At 72.1% G+C, this 16,697-nt stretch carries 19 protein-coding genes; 8 read left to right on the plus strand and 11 right to left on the minus strand.

Annotated features, from left to right (window positions below):
- Nucleotides 1-341: 341 nt before the first annotated feature.
- Complete coding sequence (locus ACFV4P_RS34985; RefSeq protein ID WP_380477533.1) at nt 342-749, minus strand: hypothetical protein; 408 nt, start codon at nt 747-749, stop codon at nt 342-344.
- A 439-nt stretch (nt 750-1,188) separates the two neighbouring features.
- Here ACFV4P_RS34985 and ACFV4P_RS34990 point away from each other — a divergent pair, with 439 nt between their 5' ends.
- The 3 genes from ACFV4P_RS34990 (at nt 1,189) to ACFV4P_RS35000 (ending at nt 2,316) form a co-directional block, all read left to right on the plus strand.
- On the plus strand, nt 1,189-1,581 hold the full coding sequence (locus ACFV4P_RS34990; RefSeq protein ID WP_380477534.1) for a hypothetical protein: 393 nt from the start codon (nt 1,189-1,191) through the stop codon (nt 1,579-1,581).
- 259 nt (nt 1,582-1,840) lie between these two features.
- Nucleotides 1,841-2,032, plus strand: coding sequence for a hypothetical protein (locus ACFV4P_RS34995; protein WP_380477535.1), 192 nt, complete (start codon nt 1,841-1,843; stop codon nt 2,030-2,032).
- A gap of 98 nt (nt 2,033-2,130) precedes the next feature.
- Nucleotides 2,131-2,316, plus strand: a complete 186-nt coding sequence (locus tag ACFV4P_RS35000) for a hypothetical protein (RefSeq protein WP_380477536.1) — start codon at nt 2,131-2,133, stop codon at nt 2,314-2,316.
- Between the two features lie 106 nt (nt 2,317-2,422).
- On the opposite strand, the gene ACFV4P_RS35005 is transcribed toward ACFV4P_RS35000, so the two are convergent.
- Complete coding sequence (locus ACFV4P_RS35005) at nt 2,423-3,202, minus strand: cytochrome c biogenesis CcdA family protein (RefSeq protein ID WP_380477567.1); 780 nt, start codon at nt 3,200-3,202, stop codon at nt 2,423-2,425.
- A 1,527-nt stretch (nt 3,203-4,729) separates the two neighbouring features.
- Here ACFV4P_RS35005 and ACFV4P_RS35010 point away from each other — a divergent pair.
- Nucleotides 4,730-5,191, plus strand: a complete 462-nt coding sequence (locus tag ACFV4P_RS35010) for a hypothetical protein (protein ID WP_380477537.1) — start codon at nt 4,730-4,732, stop codon at nt 5,189-5,191.
- Between the two features lie 485 nt (nt 5,192-5,676).
- Here the strand turns inward: ACFV4P_RS35010 and ACFV4P_RS35015 are convergent, their stop codons facing one another.
- The 3 genes from ACFV4P_RS35015 to ACFV4P_RS35025 all read right to left on the minus strand — a co-directional run bounded on the left by ACFV4P_RS35015 (nt 5,677) and on the right by ACFV4P_RS35025 (nt 7,935).
- Nucleotides 5,677-5,964, minus strand: coding sequence for a hypothetical protein (locus tag ACFV4P_RS35015; RefSeq protein ID WP_380477538.1), 288 nt, complete (start codon nt 5,962-5,964; stop codon nt 5,677-5,679).
- Between the two features lie 899 nt (nt 5,965-6,863).
- Nucleotides 6,864-7,448, minus strand: coding sequence for a hypothetical protein (locus tag ACFV4P_RS35020; protein ID WP_380477539.1), 585 nt, complete (start codon nt 7,446-7,448; stop codon nt 6,864-6,866).
- 253 nt (nt 7,449-7,701) lie between these two features.
- A complete protein-coding gene (locus ACFV4P_RS35025) occupies nt 7,702-7,935 on the minus strand; it encodes a helix-turn-helix domain-containing protein (RefSeq protein ID WP_380477540.1) in 234 nt (77 codons plus the stop codon).
- Nucleotides 7,936-7,992: 57 nt separating this feature from the next.
- On the opposite strand from ACFV4P_RS35025, the gene ACFV4P_RS35030 reads away from it, so the two are divergent.
- Complete coding sequence (locus ACFV4P_RS35030) at nt 7,993-8,376, plus strand: hypothetical protein (RefSeq protein WP_380477541.1); 384 nt, start codon at nt 7,993-7,995, stop codon at nt 8,374-8,376.
- 555 nt (nt 8,377-8,931) lie between these two features.
- Nucleotides 8,932-9,402 (plus strand): hypothetical protein, encoded by a 471-nt coding sequence (locus ACFV4P_RS35035; RefSeq protein ID WP_380477542.1) that lies wholly within the window; start codon nt 8,932-8,934, stop codon nt 9,400-9,402.
- A gap of 208 nt (nt 9,403-9,610) precedes the next feature.
- Here the strand turns inward: ACFV4P_RS35035 and ACFV4P_RS35040 are convergent, their stop codons facing one another.
- From ACFV4P_RS35040 to ACFV4P_RS35060, 5 genes are all read right to left on the minus strand, one after another.
- On the minus strand, nt 9,611-10,405 hold the full coding sequence (locus ACFV4P_RS35040) for a hypothetical protein (protein WP_380477543.1): 795 nt from the start codon (nt 10,403-10,405) through the stop codon (nt 9,611-9,613).
- Between the two features lie 292 nt (nt 10,406-10,697).
- On the minus strand, nt 10,698-11,756 hold the full coding sequence (locus tag ACFV4P_RS35045) for a hypothetical protein (protein ID WP_380477544.1): 1,059 nt from the start codon (nt 11,754-11,756) through the stop codon (nt 10,698-10,700).
- A gap of 299 nt (nt 11,757-12,055) precedes the next feature.
- Nucleotides 12,056-12,703, minus strand: coding sequence for a response regulator transcription factor (locus tag ACFV4P_RS35050; RefSeq protein ID WP_380477545.1), 648 nt, complete (start codon nt 12,701-12,703; stop codon nt 12,056-12,058).
- Complete coding sequence (locus ACFV4P_RS35055; RefSeq protein ID WP_380477546.1) at nt 12,691-13,935, minus strand: histidine kinase; 1,245 nt, start codon at nt 13,933-13,935, stop codon at nt 12,691-12,693. Before ACFV4P_RS35055 ends, ACFV4P_RS35050 begins: the two co-directional genes overlap by 13 nt.
- 9 nt (nt 13,936-13,944) lie before the next feature.
- Nucleotides 13,945-14,097, minus strand: coding sequence for a hypothetical protein (locus ACFV4P_RS35060; RefSeq protein WP_380477547.1), 153 nt, complete (start codon nt 14,095-14,097; stop codon nt 13,945-13,947).
- Between the two features lie 7 nt (nt 14,098-14,104).
- Here ACFV4P_RS35060 and ACFV4P_RS35065 point away from each other — a divergent pair, with 7 nt between their 5' ends.
- Complete coding sequence (locus tag ACFV4P_RS35065) at nt 14,105-14,380, plus strand: hypothetical protein (RefSeq protein ID WP_380477548.1); 276 nt, start codon at nt 14,105-14,107, stop codon at nt 14,378-14,380.
- Nucleotides 14,377-15,210 (plus strand): S8 family peptidase, encoded by an 834-nt coding sequence (locus ACFV4P_RS35070; RefSeq protein ID WP_380477549.1) that lies wholly within the window; start codon nt 14,377-14,379, stop codon nt 15,208-15,210. Before ACFV4P_RS35065 ends, ACFV4P_RS35070 begins: the two co-directional genes overlap by 4 nt.
- 689 nt (nt 15,211-15,899) lie before the next feature.
- Here the strand turns inward: ACFV4P_RS35070 and ACFV4P_RS35075 are convergent.
- On the minus strand, nt 15,900-16,346 hold the full coding sequence (locus ACFV4P_RS35075) for a hypothetical protein (protein ID WP_380477550.1): 447 nt from the start codon (nt 16,344-16,346) through the stop codon (nt 15,900-15,902).
- Between the last annotated feature and the right edge of the window lie 351 nt (nt 16,347-16,697).

Below are 16,697 nucleotides of genomic sequence, written 5' to 3' on the forward strand. Positions count from 1 at the left end.
TTTGAAGGAGGGTGCGGAATAGAGGATTCCGGTCGGTTGCTGAAGGCAGGCCGGCGGAACCGAAGCTCCTCGGCTCGACAGACCGGTCGCCCGTAGGTCGTTTTGGTCGGGAATGCGGTCGGGACGGTGCGCAGGCGCGGCCTTCCGCTGCGGCGGCCACGGGAATGTGCTTTCCATGATCGCTCGAAAGGCCGCGCCCGCCCCTGCCCGGACCCGGTCGGCAGAATAGGAATCCGCACCGACGGGCCGAGCCGGAGCCAAGGAATTCCGGAGGAAGATGCCGGCCTCGGCTGTCACTCATTCATCCGCGTCGGAGGTGTTCCGCTCCCCTTGTCGGCAGGCTAGTTGTACTCGTTGGGGCTGATGATCTCGGCGGTGTAGTTCCCGTTCACAACGGCGTAGATCCCGGTGAAGTAGGTGCCGCCTCCGGAGACGGGGCCGCCGTTGATGTGGCCGGAGGTGCAGCTGCCCGTGCGCGTGCTGACGACGCTGCCGTTCTTGATCAGGTCCACGTAGATGGTGCAGTTGCTCGCGCTTCCCGAGATGTAGCCGTCCGGGAAGACGGTGCCGCTGCTGGCGGAGATGCAGGAGTTGATCGACAGGCCGTACCCGACGGAGGTGTAGCCGGTGCAGCCGCCCCCGCTGGACATGACGCCGGCGGAGGCCGAGCTCATCCCGAAGCCGCCGGCCAGCACGGCCGCCGCACCCACGATGGCCACGCGACGGGCAGTGCGCGATTTGATGATCATGAAGATTCCCTCCCGATTACCGATTCGTGGCGCCCGTAAAGAGCGCCGCCCTGGCTTCATGAGCATGTCACTAGTAATTGCCTTCATTTGGCTGGAGTCGCCAAAAGTGATGTATGCCACATGGCAGAGCGCAGGAAATCGTCCACCTTCCGTGAAGTGCCTTAAATAAAGCAAATGCCCCAAGGCGGCCCAAATTCGATAAACTCGCAAAGTGGAAATTTGCAGTCAAAGGGGTTGGGGATTTTTGGCCGGTTGGAGCCGGTCCCTGGCCGTGTCTGTGCAACTGGTGAATGTCTGCCGGTCAATGCAAATGGTGCCGAAATGGGCGAGATGTGAACGAGATGCGGGGAGTGGTGGTCGTGAAACCACTGGCTCAAACGATCGAATATGAGCCACCGTCATCGACGGTCTGCACACCGTCCGCACTCCGAACGAAATATTGCCTGCGCCACGTCGGTCGCACCCGCCCCGTCCACGCGGCCTGCGCCGGCAAGCCCTCTCCCGTCCCGGCCTCCGTCCGCAACCCCGTCACCTGCACCGCTCCGCCCACGACACCAAGAACTGCGCCTGCGGCGAGACCGCCACCGACGAGTGGTTCGTTCCCGGCCGCGACCAGAAGTCCCTCCGCGAACGCGTCGCCCGGATCGGCGCGGTCTACGAGTTCGGCCAGTGGTTCGACCGCACCCGCCCCCGGCACTCCGGTGCGGCCGCCCCGGCCGGACAGCCGCACCCCCGGGTGCGCGTCCATGGATTCGGCGGCCACCGACGAGGCGCGCCTCTACCGCCCGATCGGCTTCCGGACCTTCGCCCGACCGCCGAAGCCGAGGCCTGAAGGGGGAGCGTCGGCCGGCCGAAGGCCAAGCCCGATGCGAGATCGGATCCGATCGATCTCGGCCGGTTGCGGTCGGCCGCCCGAGGGCGGCGTCGCGTCGACCGGCGGGCCGTCGGATCGAGTCGTGGCCGCGAGCCATCCACGCGCCTGCGATGTTCCCGAGCTGCGTCAGGACCCGGCCCGCCGGGCGGACGAGAAGGTGCTTCGTGCCGATCGCGGCACGGGCCGTACTGATGCGCGGGTTCACCGACCCCGCTCGGTGCAGCCGGCCGTCCGCGGCGCCGAGCTGTACTTCGTCAACGACGACATGACCCGGCCGGCCCGCACCGTGGGCGAGGGCCTGCCGGTCTGCTCCTTCGACGCGGACGACCTGCCGGACCCGATCGGCCTCCTGCTGTGGCCGACGACCCGAGCGTGCACACCGCCACCCTCGGCCGCCCCCGGGCGGTGACGCGGTCCCGGATCGCGACGACCTTGCGAGTACGGTGGACGCTGCCGACGTACCGCACGATGACGTCGTGGTCGCACGGCATGTAGACGCCGGTGCACTTGAGCGCGGAGCACGACGCGTTCGCCTGGCGGACCTTCGAGGAGTGGCTGCCGTTCCTGCAGAGCGAGCAGAGCGCCCGGTTCGTGCCGCTGTGGCGGGCCCACCCGCGGGGCGCGACGGCCGTGCTCGTCGACGGCCGGGACACCACCGCGCCGAAGTCGCCCGCCCCGCGACCCGGAGGCTGAGCCGTTCACGGCCGTGGGAGCGTCAGCTGGTCCGGTGTCAGGTCGGGCCCGGTGCGCAGGGCGTGCGGCGAGTAGGTCGTGGTGATTTGACTGCGTACTTATGGGATCAGATGTCTATGACCCCTGGGCCGAAGTCGGACACCCAGGTGCGCGTCAGGTCGACCACCTGACCCCAGGCTCCGGTGAGCAGCATGATGCCGACGACGATCAGCATTCCGCCGCCGATATTCATGACGGACCGGTAGTGGCGCTTTACCCGGCCGAAAGCGCCCAGCGTCTTCCGGAAGGCCAGTGCCGCGGCAATGAGTGGAAGGCCCAGCCCCATGCAGTAGAAAAATGAAAGGATCGCTCCTCGGCCTGCACCGCTCTGGCTGAGCGCCAGGGACTGGACGGAGGACAGTGTCGGTCCCATGCAGGGGGTCCATCCTATGCCGAACACCAGTCCGAGGACGGGAGCCCCCATGAGTCCGACCGCCGGGCGGTGGTGGCTGCGGAATTCGCGCTGCGCGAAACCGGGGAGAACTCCGGCGAATGAGAGTCCCATGAGGATGGTGAATATCCCGGAGATTTGCTCGATGATTCGTTGGTGGCTCTGAAGGGTTTGCCCGAAGTATCCGAAAAGTGCGCCTTCCGACACGAATACGGCAGTGAAGCCCAGGATGAAGAGCGCCGCCCCGATCAGTAGGCGGCCGCGCCGTCGGCCTTCGGCAGCGGCCAAATCTCCTGCAGAGAGCCCGGTGACGTAGGAAAGGTATCCGGGAACGAGAGGCAGGACGCACGGCGAAAAGAAGGAGACCAGGCCGGCGAGGAGAGCCACCGGGACCGCCAGAACGAGCGCGCCGCTGAGAACCGTCTGCCCGCCATCGGCAGCAAGCGTGGTCGACATGGCCCCGGTCACGGATTCACCTGTCCTGCACACGCTCCGGCTGTCCGCTTCGGGCGATATCCGACCTGGCCCTCGTGCTGGAGGTCGAAGACGCCGTTGTGGCGGCCGGCGGTCCTTCCCGTCCAGGAGCAAGTCACCAAGGCGTTCGTGTTGCTCCTGGTGTACTTGCGCGCCGTCAACTTCCTTGCAGGTTGCGCGAGGCTGCCGAGATATCGCGGGCCCAGCATCCTGCTGGAGGCCTGAGAGAAGCACATGCGGAGAGCTTCGCACAACAGATGTGCGTCGTTGCACGGGCCCCTCGTGGTGCGACGACGCCGCAGCCACCGCGGCAGGAGCCCGGCCGGCGCCGGCCGCTCCGACTGCCCAGATGCTGCGGCTCCTGGCGGACACCGGTGCCGACGAGGTGTTCGATGTCGAGGACAGCTCGGAGGCCGCCCCGAACTCCGCCGGCCGACAGGGGTGGGCGACCCGTGACTGCCCGCGTGCCGCGATTGCAGCACCGTTCTCCCGCCCCGCCCCGTCGGTGCTCCACCCGTGCCGCTCGCGCTCTGCTGCCGACCTCCCTGGCAGCACGGCACTCAGTGTCGGCCCGGCAGCCGCCTTCGTCCGCGGGGCGCGTCGGCCGGGCGGGTCGGTCCAGTACCGACTGCCTTCCGGGCAGGCTTTGCGGGGTCAGATCCTCCGTCGGAGGGTGGAGCAGGCAGCGGTCGAAAGCGTGTACGGGGCCTTCTCGGCGTGGGCCTCTTCGTCGCAGGGTGGCGTACTCATATCCGAAGGGGAATTGTTCGGATCCTTCGGATTCGTCCTCCAGCAGCATCGGCGCACTATTCAGCAGGTGTCCGGAGTTTTGGCGATTGTCATGGGGCGGCGTTCGCCGACCTCATGCCCAATTTTGCCCGGCGTGAGTTCAGATCGAACCGACGGTCGATCATCGGTTTGATCGGAGCCCCCGTGCTCGGCGTGGTCTTCGTGCTGGGACGGACGCCCTGCCTGGGGCCGACGCTCGGTGCGGTGCAGATGCTTGCCATGGGGGAGGCGAATGCCGGGCGGGGACTCTGCTCGGCGCTGCCTGCTGCGCGGGCCTCGGCTTCCCCTTTTCGGCCACGGCGATCGCCTTCCGCAGGGTGTTGGGGGCATTCGGCCAGGTGAAGCGGCACTACCTCCTGGTCATGAGGTGGGGTGGCGGCATGCTGGTCCTGGTGGGGGTCCTGCTGTTCACGGGTGCCCGGGAGCAGGCGATCGGACTCATTCGGGACCGGTCGAGCCACCTTGACCAGCCCGGACTCGTATCCGTTTAGCATCCCGACCCGAAAGGCAGTGAGGCGCCTGCCGATCGGCCGGCAGGCGCCTCGCCGGCCTAAAGTCACCTTGAATGCGAATGGACATATGTAGAAATTCGAATGCAATCCTGATCAATGGGACACTGCAGGGTACGTCTCTGTGCGATCCAGTGATAGGGTCGCAGCCGCTCGGGGGAAGGGGTGACTCCCCGGGTTGACTCGGAAGCCTTCATTGGGGGGATTTGCCATGAATAAGGCAAGAATGCTCAAGGCCTTGGCGGCGACTGCGATGGTCTCCGCCCTGACGCTCGGACTTGCTGGACCCGCCTCGGCGGACGGAAGCGTCACCTGGAAGAACGGGAAAACCAGTTGGTACCTCGGCTCGCAGCCAAATGGTGGCGGCTTGACAACCATGAACTACTACTGGCACTGGCAGGACATCCAGAACAGTGACGGCACGTGGAACGAGGTCGACCAGTTTGGGCACTGCCTGACAGGATACGGCAGTCAGGCCTACACGGAGACCTGTAACTCCGGCCGTGACGGTACGAACGCGTATCAGCGGTGGCGAGAGATTAACACCGGTTCCGGCTGGAAGCTCCAGAACGTCCAGAGCGGCGGCTTCCTGGACGAAAGTGGCAATACTGGCTACGGTTCCGTCTATGTGAACTCGATCGACTGGAACAACCAGAACCAGCGCTGGTACTAACCCCGATCTTTCGTGACGGCCCGCCAGTTCATCTGGCGGGCCGTCACGGCTTTCCGGCCGGCGGCGGGCGTGTCTGCGGCCCGGCTGTCGCGCCGGGTGGGCGCCGGGTTCCACTGCTCCGGTGCAAGGGCGGTTCGCTGGGACAGGGTGTTGTTGCTGGTCAGCCGGGGGCCGGGAGCGCTCGGAGTCGTTCGAACGCGGCGGCGATCACGTCGGTCCGGGGCCGGCGGCGGGCTGTGCGGAGGTAGTGGCGGCGGCCGGTGCTGCTGAGCAGGCCCCTGACCGACCGGCAGGTCCGCGACGCGCACCACGGTCCCCCGTCGGTACCGCCTCGTACCCGCTGCGAGCTGCTGGAGTTGATCGGGGATCAGTACGTGGCCGGCTGGCTGGACCTGGCGCTGCGTATCGCGCTGGAGGGCCTGGCCGCTGACTCGCCGGATGCGCGTCGGATGGTCCTCCCGAGCCCGCCGCGACTGGCGCGCTGCTCAAGTGCTGGAAGGAGCGGCGGTGTCCGCCGCCGGCTTGAGCGCGTCGGCACCCGCGGTGGACCGGCCGCTCCTGCGGCGCCCGGTCAGCGCGGCGTTGGCCCTCAGCAGCGCGGGCACCAGTCCGTAGACGGCGGCGGGAACCAGGATCCCGGTCAGGACCAGGGTCCGGAGATAGACGGGCAGCGGAGCGAGCACCGGCCCGAGCAGGACGGACAGCACGGTGATGCCGGGATAGATCGCCAACCAGATGATCAAGGCCCGCCGGTGCACGGACGGGGGATTCATGGCCGCTCCTCGAAGACCGGGGAAGCCCGGGCGGGCTTTCGGACCCCTGTGCCAGCGACGATGCGACAGACCGGCCCCGACAGGCAAAGTCCGTTGCTGCTTCGGCAAAACGGGAATCACGGACGGCGCCGCCGGCCGCCCCGGACTCCAGGGCCCCGGCCGCGGGAACCGGGCACCGGCGACACAATGAGACCCCGCCGCGGTCGCCGAGGCCGCGGGAACTCACCCGGCACCCTCTCCCGTCCGGAGTCCGGCGAACGGCGTCCCACCCCAGGCATGCCGCTGCCGCCGGCGCACGGCCGGCCCCGTCGGGGGAAACGGAAACCGCAGGCATCCCGGCGGGCCCGGGCCGGGCGGGGAAACCCCGCCCGCCTCACCGCCCTGGAGCGCGCCGGCCTCCCCACCCTCACCGACGACCACCATGCCGCCCGCGACCTCACCCACATCGACCCGCCACGCTGCGCCGGGTCGCGGGCCGGCTGGAGCGCACCCGCACCGGCCGCCCTCGCCCTGCGCCCCGCCGGAGCCGGGCGGACCCGTCCGGCCGGTCGTGCGCCGCGGGTTCCGACTGCGGCACCCCGGTGCCCCGGTGTGAAGCGAGGCGCCGGTCGCCGTGATGGTGGCCGACGCCTTCTGCTTCCGTGGTCCGATGCTGTCCGGGCCGGCCGGGGCGTGGTCCTGCGCGCCTGTCCGGGGCACCGGCCGGCGTCCCGTCCGGGTCCGCCCCTGCGCCGGCCTGCGGCCCGCGGCCTGCTCCTGCGCCGGTCATGGGCGTCGAAGCTCCGGTCGAACACGTCGCCTTGCTCAACCGGGGCTTCGGGCCGCCGCCGGGCGCCCGTGCGGTCGGGCGGCGCGCTCGCACGGGTCGCCGGACGCTGCGCCGCCGCGGCACTGCGGGGTCAGCCGGCGGTGCTCCAGCTGTGGGCGACGTCGATGACGAGCCGGCCGTCGAGTTGGAAGACCTCGAACGGCAGGCGTGCCCGGACGCCGAGGCCGAACTGGGTCTCGCCCTCCATGCTGCCGGCGAAGCGGGCGTCCACGAAGGTGCGGTGGCCGGTGAGGTCGACGCCCGGGAGCGGGTCGCCCGAGCGGGCCGGGTAGACCACCTGCCAGGTGGCGGGGTCGTAGGAGCTCGCGCCGACGACGATCTCCAGGACGGCGCCGCCGCCCACCGGGATCGGCCTGCCGGAGCCGGCCTGGTAGACGGTGTTGCCGTTCGTGTAGTGCACCCGGTGGGCGAGCGGGTTGGCCGGCGAGGTGCCCGGGACGTCGATCACCAGGCGGTCGAAGCACTCGTGGGCGCCGGTGCGGACGTTCGCCAGCGCCTGCGGCTGGTACGGGACGGTCCGGTCCTGCCGGTCCAGGCTGCCCCACACGGTCGAGCAGCCGGTGGTGGCGGTGACGGCCGAGGCCGTCGGGACCGCGGTCGCCGCCACCCCCGCGGCGAGCGTCACGGCAGCCAGCGCGGTGGTCCACCGTCGCATGTCGTTCCCCCTTCCGGACCGGCCCCAGCGGCCGGCCCGCAGTAATCCACGCGCCGGCGCGCGGAAAGGTGTCGGGCATGCGGAAGCCGATCCCTTCCGCGCGGCCGGGGGGCAGCGGAGCAGACCCGTACGGAACCGGCGGGCGCCCGGCGCCGAGCCGCGCGTGCGGGCCACGCCGCCCCCGGGGGCATGCCGCCGGTGGGCGCAAGCGCCGGCTGCCGGCGTTCCCCCGGCGCATAGAAGGGGACGCGTGTCAGGAGGGCCCGGCGGGGTCGTGGCTGATCAGGTCTCCCGGCTGGCACTGGAGGGCGTCGCAGATCTTCGACAGGGTCGAGAAGCGGATGGCCTTGGCCCGTCCGTTCTTGAGCACGGACAGGTTGACGACGGTGATGCCCACCTGCGCCGCCAGCTCGGTGAGCGTCATGCCGCGCTCGGCGAGGAGCCGGTCGAGATGGATCCGGATCGCGTGGAGCTCCTCCTCGGGCATCAGATGGTCCCTTCGAGGTCCTCTCGCATGCGCACGCCCTCGCGCATGATGCTTCCCATGACCACGGCGGCGAGGCCGGCCAGGACCAGCCCCAGCGGCCCGGACACCGTCGGCCCGGAACCCGCGAGCGGCGCCATGCTCCCGACGAGCCAGGACTGCGACCAGCCGGCGGCGAGGCCGGTCAGCGGCGTGCCCAGGGCGACGAACCAGCCGAGGACGCGCAGCCGCCGCGCGGCCCGCGTCGGTGAACGGCCCCAGCCGCAGGACGGCCTTGAGCAGCCGGGAGAAGAGCAGCAGCGCGAGGGAGCCGAACAGCAGCCAGGGGAGGCCGGCCCCGAGGTCGGCGGCACGCTGGCCCGCGGAGGGCGCGGCCTGGCACAGGCGCGCGGTACTGCTGGACGCCTCCACGCCCCCGCCGAGCGGCAGGCGGCCCTCCAGTGAGGCGTTGGCCCAGAAGCCCGTCCTCACGCACACCGCGCCGTCGTCGAGCAGGTGTGTGACCGCCGTGCCGGCGAAGACGAGCCCGCCCAGTACCGCCAGCGCGAAGGTCGCCGAGGCCAGGGTCCTCGTGAGTCGTGTGTCCACTGCATCCCCCTATCGTTTTTCGATATGCCTCAGATGCCTCGGAGTAGGGGGCATGTCGATATTCGACAAGTCCGAGGTCGAGGCCGCCCGACGCCCTGCCGCCACGGGAACCCGACCGCCCGCCACGGCTGGTCTGCTGGGACGGTCCAGGACTGTCCCACCCCGTTTCCCCAGGTCGCAGCACCGAGCGCCCGGCTGGGACAGGGCTGGTACAGGGCTGGGACGACGGGCCGGCCCCCGCCGTCAAAGTCCAACGAGACGGGGCAGACCCGTCTCAGCGGCAGCTGGCCTCTCCGTGTGGATGGGCGTGCGTTCCGGAGCGTGTCCCGTGAGAGACGGGCCGTTGCTCGCCAGGATCGGGACAACCGGGCGCCGGCACTCCGTCGGTGTCGAGCTTGTCGAGGAGGTCACATGTCCTACCGCACGAAGGTGCGCGGCGCGGTGGTCGGAGCGTGCGCTGTGGCACTGCTGGCCGTCCCGGGCCTGCTGTCCGTTCCCGTGCAGGCCGAGGTCCGGGCAGTGCCCGGCGCCGTCGCCGAGACGCGGGTGGGGGCGGTGGAGAAGGTGACGGCGTTCTACGACCAGTACGTGGACGCGGTGAACGGCACGAATCCGAACATGGACCCGACCGAGGTCCGCAACGAGTTCCTCACCCCGGAACTCAACGCCCGGCTCGACGCGTGGGCGGAGGCGAACGACGCGGACCCGGTGTTCCGCGCGCAGAACGTCCCCCAGGGCCGGGACGTGCGCTACAAGGGCAGTGACGCGGAGAACGCCACGGTGATCGTGACCGAGCACTTCGGCGACTCGACCATCGACGTCTGGTACCAGGCCCCGCTCGACGGCGGCCGGATCACCGACCTGACGGACGCACCGCAGTAGGCCCCGCATGTTCTCCGACGGGTCGTCCCCGACCGCTCCTCGGCGGGGACGACCCGCTCCATCGCGTGCCGGGCCCGGCCGGGTCGGCGTCGAGGGCGGGCCGCGCCGGGCGGTCGGTCGCGGAGTCCAGCGGGGCGCCCGGCTCGGCCCTCGCCGGTCTGCCCGCTCCCGGCGGCGACGTGGGACGGTCCGGCCGGCGCGGCGGCGGTCAGCGCCAGCTGTTGGCCGGCAGCTGCTCCAGGCGCCAGTCCGGGAAGAGCACGAACACCGAGATCAGGCGCGGCCTCAGCTCGGGGTTGAGCTCCTGCGCGATCTTCGCGGTGAGGCTCGCGCAGAGGTTGGCGCGGTTGAAGTTGACCACCGCGCCGTTGTAGAGGCACGGGTTGTCGCAGGCGTCCATGAACACGGAGACGTGCTTCGTCGGGTAGGCGCCCAGCTTGCCGGTGATGCCGGAGTAGAGACTGTTCACCAGGTCGGCGGTGGTCTTCGTGCCACCGACCTTGAGGGTGTCGGCGACCTCGGTGCACAGGTCGTAGAACGCCCCGGCGTCCGCGCCCGGAACGGCCGGACACCTGCCCCGGATCGCGAAGTCCGGCTTGAGCGCGATCCCGTCGAACGGCCAGGGCAGGAACTCGGTGTGGCCGTTCTGCCAGAGGGCCTTGGCGGCGATGAACTCCAGGGCAGCGGTGTAGCTCGGCAGCGGGAAGGCGCTCGGCAGCCGGAAACCGCCGTTCTGCAGCATCGGCGCCGGCAAGTTGGCGATCTTCACCGGGTCGACCAGCGCGTTGTTCATCGCGATCAGGAGGGTCTTGGCGGCGTCGACCGCGTCGTTCGGGTTCAGCAGGCAGGTCACGAACGTGTCGGCCATCCCGGCCAGCGGCGGGTGACTCGCGAGGGCGCCCTTGAACAGGGAGTTGGTCGGCCCCAGCGCGCTGTTGCCGTTGCGGATCGACGCGATCTCGTGCTGCCACTCACCGGGCCACTGCGGGACGGCGGTCGTCATGTGCACCAGCTCATCTCTGCTGTCGACGGGTACGGGCGCACCACGTCGGCACCCCCGCCGCGAGCCTCCCTCGCGAGCTGACGGTGCGTCAATCACTCGTTGTGCGTAGCTGTTCGGCGCGGCTCCCGGGTGCGGCGACCAGTCCAGTGGATGTCGACGCCGACGCGGCGGCAGCCCCGGGCGCGGCGGGCGGCTCGGGCGGCGACGGCCTCCGGGCGGGAGCCGAGCACGATCCGTCCGCCTGGGGACCCCGGATGCTCTCCCGCCCGGCGCCCCGCGGGAACCGGACGGCTCAGCCGGCGCGCGCGGTCCACCGCGGCGGCGTCCACAACCGGGCACGGGCGCCGCCGACCTCGATCAGCGTTCCGGTGTGCCGATCCTGACGCGCCGGGCGGAACCCGTCGATCGCGAACACCTGCCGTCCGCCGGTGACGTCGACGCCCCGCAGCCCGGCCTCGTCGGCGATCAGCAGATGCTCACCGTCGGTGAAGAAGCCGAGATCGCCGACCGGCCAGGGGAACGTCGCGACCGCCTCGATCCATCGGACGCCCGGCGCGCGCAGTTCGACCGAGGCGGGGTCGAGGACGTGGACGGTACCGCGGCCGGCGCCGTCCCGGTCGTACACCGCGACCCGCCCGTCGTCGATCCACACCGCCGGCCCGTTCCACTCCGAGACCTCGGGATACACCGCACGGCTCGGCCCGTCCTCCGACTCGTGCGGACTGCCGTCCAGCCAGGCCGCCAGGCTCCACACCGCCGGCATCCCCCACGGCTGCCACACCCAACCGCCGTCGTAGACCCGAGTCCCGTCAGGACTCAGCGCCAGCGCGCCGTGGAAGTAGTCGACGTCGTACTCCGCACCTTCCCCGTCCGGGCCGCCCCGCGCCGTGAGCACCTCGCCGGACACGAGATCGGTGACATCCAACCGGTTCCAGTCGGTGCGATGGACGACGACCGGCCGGCCGCCGTGCTCGGCGAACGCCAACGCGAACGGGACGGTCTCGCAGCAGTAGTCCCCGCCGTCCAACTCCAACACCGGCGCACCGGCGGCGAGATCGACGACGGCGCCGTACCGGCCGCGGTCCTGAACCACCGCCGCCCAACGACCGCACCGCGACACATGGAGCCGCAGCCGAACGCCGCCACCGTCCTCGGACGCCGGCCTCTCCTCCCGGTACCGGGCCACGTCCCGCACCTCGCCGGTCGCCGGCGTCCACCGCGCCAGCCGCCCGTCCCCGGACAGCACCAGCCACGCCGACCCCGCCCCACCGACCCCCGCCGGCAACGCCGCCACATCCACGACCGGCCGCAGCGCGTCGGGAACCGCCGCCTCCACCACGATCGCCGCCATGCTCATCCCCCCGGTGCGCCCGTGCGACCCCCCGCGGCAGCGTGAACAGCGGGCGACACGGCGCCGTACCGGCAGCGTCGGCGAGCGCCGCGCCGCCGGTCACGGCGGTGAGGTCGGCACGGATCTGGTCCATGTCGGGCTCATTCTCGCGCAGGTCCGCCCCGGCGCCGTCCGGCGAGCAGCCCCGGGGGCGCCCGGCCCGTCCGGTGCCCGGGCCGTCCGGCGCCCGGCCCGTTCGGCGCCCGGCCCGTCCGGCGACCGGGTGCTCCGGCCGCGGATCGTGACCGCGGACGGGAAGGTCAGGCGCTGGACGCGCCCAGGAAGCGCAGCACGGCGAGCACCCGGCGGTGGTCCGCGTCGGCCACCGGCAGGTCGAGCTTGGCGAGGATGTTGTTGATGTGCTTGGCCACCGCGCTCTCACCGACCGTCAGCGCCTCGGCGATGCCGGCGTTGGACCGGCCCTCCGCCATCAGGGCCAGCACCTCCCGCTCGCGCGGGGTCAGGGCGGCCAGCGGGTCGCTCCGGCGGAGCAGGAGCTGGGCGACGACCTGGGGGTCCAGCGCCGTTCCCCCCTCGGCCACCCGCCGTACCGCTGCCGCGAAGTCCTGGACGTCGGCCACGCGTTGCTTGAGCAGGTAGCCCACTCCGCTCGTGTTGGTCGCCAACAGGTCGGCGGCGTACCGCTCCTCCACGTACTGCGAGAGCAGGACCACCGCCGTGCGCGGCCGGTCGCGGCGGATCGCCGCGGCCGCCCGCACGCCCTCGTCGGTGAAGGTGGGCGGCATCCGGACGTCCACCAGGGCGAGTTCGGGCCGGTGCTCCTCGACGGCGGCCAACAGCGCTTCCGCATCGCCGACTTCCGCGACGACCTGGAAGCCGCTCATCTCCAGCACCTTGACCAGGCCGACCCGCAACAGCACCGAGTCCTCGGCGATCACCGCGCGCACGGCAGCTCCACCGTCACGGTCGTCGGCCCCCCGACGGGGCTGCTGAGCCGGAAGGCGCCGTCGACGGAGACCACCCGCTTGGCCAGCCCGCTCAACCCCGTGCCACCGGCAGGGTCGGCGCCGCCCAGCCCGTCGTCGGTGACGTTCACCCGCAGGACCGTCCCGACCCGTCGGACCGTCACCTCGACCCGCGAGGCGTCGGCGTGCTTGGTCACGTTCGCCAGCGCCTCGGAGATCACGAAGTACGCGACCGACTCCACGGCGGGCGCCGCCCGGTCCGGCAGCTCGACCCGCAGGCGCACCGGCACCGGAACCCGGGCGGCCAGCCCGGACAACGCCGCGTCCAGGCCCCGGTCCTCGAGCACCGCCGGATGCAACCCGCGTACCAGATCGGCGAGTTCGGCAATCGCCGCCTTCGCCTCCAGATGCGCCTCCGCCAGCACCTCACGGGCCTCGCCCGGCAGATCGGGGCGGGTGGCCATGGCCAGCCCCAGGTTGACCGCCAACGAGACCAGCCGCTGCTGCGCGCCGTCGTGCAGGTCGCGCTCGATCCGGCGGCGCTCGGCATCGACCGCCTCGATCAGGCCGGTGCGGCTGCCCGCCAGGTACGCGACCCGCTCCTGGAGCCGATCGGCCCGGCTGGGCCCGAGCAGCGCCGCGGCGGAGCGCGACTCCGCCCGGGCCGCCACCCCGGCGAGCCGGGGCAGGAGGGACAGCAGAACGAGGCCGAGCACGGTCCAGCACGGCATCAGCGTCGCCCAGCCGAACCACTCGCGCCGCACCCCGGCCGGCAGCGCCCACATCCAGCCGTACCCGGTGGCGCCCGCCAGACCCGCCACCGCCGCCATCAGCACCAAAAGCTCCGACAGGGCCGCCGGCGGGCCCAGCACCAGGTGGTACCCGACCTGGCGCCAGGCGCGCGGCGAGAAGAGCCACCGCAGGGCCGCGGCCGGCGACCGGCGCTGCGGCACGGGCGACGAGCGACGGATGTCCACCCCGAGCAGCGCCCGGTGCCGGTACCGCTGAACCGCCGTCAGCACCGGGACGCCGCCCAGGACCAGGGCGGCGGACACCGGGAGCGTGAGCGCCCAGTTCCCCGTCCCGGCAGTGGTCGTCGCGCCCCAGGCCCACACGGGCACCAGCGCCAGGTGCACCGGGACGCCCGTGGCCAGGAAGCCGATGTCCCGCCGCGCTCGCCGTGCCAGGCGCCCCAACCGGGGTGGAATCGTCATGGCCCGACGTTAGAGCACCTCGACACGGGCCTGCCATGGACCTTGTATCCGCATCCATGGTGAACCCAGTGCCACCACCAGGACCTCCGGCAGCTCGGCTTCCTGGTGGCCGCCGCCGTCCTGCTGGACGCGCTCCCCGGCGGCGGTGCTGGGGGAGTACATCGTCAGGGTGAAGCCTGCGTTCTCCCCCGAGACGGTCCTGCAGCAACTCGGCGTCCGGCCCCTGTTCACCTACGGCACCGCGCTGCGCGGCTTCGCCGCGCCGCTCACCCCGCTCCAGCTGCGGACGGCGCAGGGCCTGCCCGCCGTCGAGGCGATCGAGGAGAACGCCCGGATCGGCGTCGGCCCCCCTCCCGAACCGGACCGGACCGCGCAGCCCGCCCGGACCGCGCGGCCCGGGACGGGCGGGCGCCGTCCACCGCAGGAAGCGCCGCGCCCCGGGTGACCGTCGAGGCGGCGAGCTGGGGCCTGGACCGGATCGACCAGCGCTCGCTCCCGCTCGACGGGCTCTTCACGGTCGAGGGAACCGGCAAGGGCGTCACCGCGTACATCCGCGACACCGGCATCGAGACCGGGCACGAGGAGTTCGAAGGCCGCGCCACCGCAGAATTCGACGCCGTCGGCGACGGCCGCAACGGCCAGGACTGCCACTCGCACGGGACGCACGTGGCCGGGACCGTCGGCGGCCGGACCTACGGCGTGGCCCGCGCGGTGTCCCTGGCCGCCGTCCGGGTGCTCGACTGCCAGGGGGAGGGCTCCACGGCCGCCTCCCTCGCGGGCCTGGACTGGGTCGCCGCCCACGCCCGGCGGCCGGCGGTGCTGAACGCCTCCCTCGGCGGACCGCCCTCAGAGGCGCTCGACGCGGCCGTGGACGCGCTGGCGGACCGGGGCGTGCTGCCCGTGGTCTCGGCCGGCAACGACGCCCAGGACGCCTGCGACTTCTCTCCCGCCCGCACCCCCAAGGCCCTCGCGGTCGGCGCGGTCACCAAACAGGACCGGCAGGCGAGCTTCAGCAACCACGGCCCCTGCCTGGCGCTGTACGCGCCGGGCGTCGCCATCGTCTCCGCCGGACTCGGCGGCGGATCCAGCACCCTCAACGGCACGTCCATGGCCGCACCCCACGTCACCGGAGCCGCCGCCCTGATCGAGCAGCAGACCCCGCAGGCCACCCCCCAGGACATCCGCGCCCGGCTCGTCACCGACTCCACCGCCGACGTCCTCACCCGACTCGGCCCCGACTCGCCCAACCGCCTCCTCTGCACAGGCGGCCTGTGAACCGCCCCGACGCTGCCCGGACCCGGCGCCCCGGCGAGGAGCGAGACGAAGCGCTCCACGCCGCCACGGGCGGCCCGCCCCCGGGACCACGGGGATGCGACCCGCACCCAACGGGCTCGCACCACCCCGGCACGCGGGTGTCCCGGGCCGGTGCGAGCAGCGACGCGGCACGGTTCGGCAGAGGGCGTGGCGACATGGCAGACGCCACGGGCACGACAGTCCCGCCCGGATCCTGCGCGCCGCCCGCCTCGCCGCCGGCTGCACCACCGACCCGGCCGAAGACCTCGCCGCCACCATCCGCCGCTACGGCGACGGCGCGCAGATCCTCAGCACGCTCACCGGCCACGAGTTCGTCGACCTGACGCACCGTCCGGCAAGCGGTCTCAAGGACCCGGCCGGCGCGATCGGGACGGTCCGGCAGCCCGGCGGCGTCGCCGGTCCTCGGCTGCGGCTGGACCGGCGACCGGGCCGTGCGTTGCTCGGCCGCCCGGTCGGGATCCGGCGGGTCGGGGCGCTGTTGCGGCGGCCGGCTCCCGTGCTCGGGCTGCGCGGCACCGGCCGGTCGCTGCGGCGGGACGCGGGTGCCGGCGGACCTGCGCCGGCGGATCTGCTGCCGCTGGAAGGCCGCAGCGGAGGAGTGGTGGCGGGGTGTGCCCCGGGGGCCGGGGCACACCTGCGGGAGTCCGGCGTCAGCAGGCCACCACGGTGGAGACGGTGGCGGTCGAGGTGGGCCAGCCGGGCTGGGCCACCGAGAAGGTGGTGCTGACGGTGGCGCCGCACGGGGCGCTGGAGAAGACGCTGCCGACCTGGTTCGAGCCGGCCTGGACGATGACGGCCGGGTGGACGGGGGCGAGGGGGGCGCTGCCGACGACCGTGCCGGAGACGGTGAAGCCGAGGGGCCGGGGCTCCCAGGACGGGTCGCCGGGCGTGGCCACCCCGTAGAAGCGGACCTGGTTGCCGGTCACCTCGACGCAGGCCCGGGTCAGCAGCGGACCGGGCGCGCCAGGGGTGCCGCAGGTCACGACCGCGCCGACCGGCCCGGCCGGGCCGACCGGCGCGGCGGCGGCCCCCTGGACGGTGGCCAGGGTGGTTATGGCCGCGGCGGCGGTGGCGACGGCGATGACGGTGGTCTTCATGGGTGTCTCTCCTCGGGTGGCAGGGATAGGACGACAGGCGGAATGTGAAATGTCACATTCCGCTGGTGTCAGCATGGCAGTCCCTCGCACCCCGGGGTGCGGCATCCGGGAAGAAGGCGGTCCTTCGCGGGTATCGGCCACCGAATGACCGGAATGGCCTGTCGGTGATCGCGCAAACCTCTGGCCCGGCCCGCCCGGGCGGCCGAACTCCCCACCGGGAAAGCGGGGTTCGGCGCCGACGGGTGCGGGGTGCGTCCGCCTACAGGCTGGGCCGCGAGAGGACAGCGCTGTACAGGTCGGTGCCCCACTGCAGCAAGCCGTCGAGTTGGCGAACGGTCGTCCCGGCCAGGC

The sequence above is a fragment of the Kitasatospora sp. NPDC059795 genome (genome assembly GCF_042732175.1).
In the GTDB taxonomy this organism is placed as follows: domain Bacteria; phylum Actinomycetota; class Actinomycetes; order Streptomycetales; family Streptomycetaceae; genus Kitasatospora.

Excerpts from the sequence above, each read along its gene's own strand:
- ACFV4P_RS34985 (WP_380477533.1), bottom strand. The coding sequence starts at position 749 with ATGATCATCAAATCGCGCACTGCCCGTCGCGTGGCCATCGTGGGTGCG.
- ACFV4P_RS35005 (WP_380477567.1), bottom strand. The coding sequence starts at position 3,202 with ATGTCGACCACGCTTGCTGCCGATGGCGGGCAGACGGTTCTCAGCGGC.
- ACFV4P_RS35010 (WP_380477537.1), top strand. The coding sequence starts at position 4,730 with ATGAATAAGGCAAGAATGCTCAAGGCCTTGGCGGCGACTGCGATGGTC.
- ACFV4P_RS35015 (WP_380477538.1), bottom strand. The coding sequence starts at position 5,964 with ATGAATCCCCCGTCCGTGCACCGGCGGGCCTTGATCATCTGGTTGGCG.
- ACFV4P_RS35020 (WP_380477539.1), bottom strand. The coding sequence starts at position 7,448 with ATGCGACGGTGGACCACCGCGCTGGCTGCCGTGACGCTCGCCGCGGGG.
- ACFV4P_RS35025 (WP_380477540.1), bottom strand. The coding sequence starts at position 7,935 with ATGCCCGAGGAGGAGCTCCACGCGATCCGGATCCATCTCGACCGGCTC.
- ACFV4P_RS35030 (WP_380477541.1), top strand. The coding sequence starts at position 7,993 with ATGACCACGGCGGCGAGGCCGGCCAGGACCAGCCCCAGCGGCCCGGAC.
- ACFV4P_RS35035 (WP_380477542.1), top strand. The coding sequence starts at position 8,932 with ATGTCCTACCGCACGAAGGTGCGCGGCGCGGTGGTCGGAGCGTGCGCT.
- ACFV4P_RS35040 (WP_380477543.1), bottom strand. The coding sequence starts at position 10,405 with ATGACGACCGCCGTCCCGCAGTGGCCCGGTGAGTGGCAGCACGAGATC.
- ACFV4P_RS35045 (WP_380477544.1), bottom strand. The coding sequence starts at position 11,756 with ATGGCGGCGATCGTGGTGGAGGCGGCGGTTCCCGACGCGCTGCGGCCG.
- ACFV4P_RS35055 (WP_380477546.1), bottom strand. The coding sequence starts at position 13,935 with ATGACGATTCCACCCCGGTTGGGGCGCCTGGCACGGCGAGCGCGGCGG.
- ACFV4P_RS35060 (WP_380477547.1), bottom strand. The coding sequence starts at position 14,097 with ATGTACTCCCCCAGCACCGCCGCCGGGGAGCGCGTCCAGCAGGACGGC.
- ACFV4P_RS35075 (WP_380477550.1), bottom strand. The coding sequence starts at position 16,346 with ATGAAGACCACCGTCATCGCCGTCGCCACCGCCGCCGCGGCCATAACC.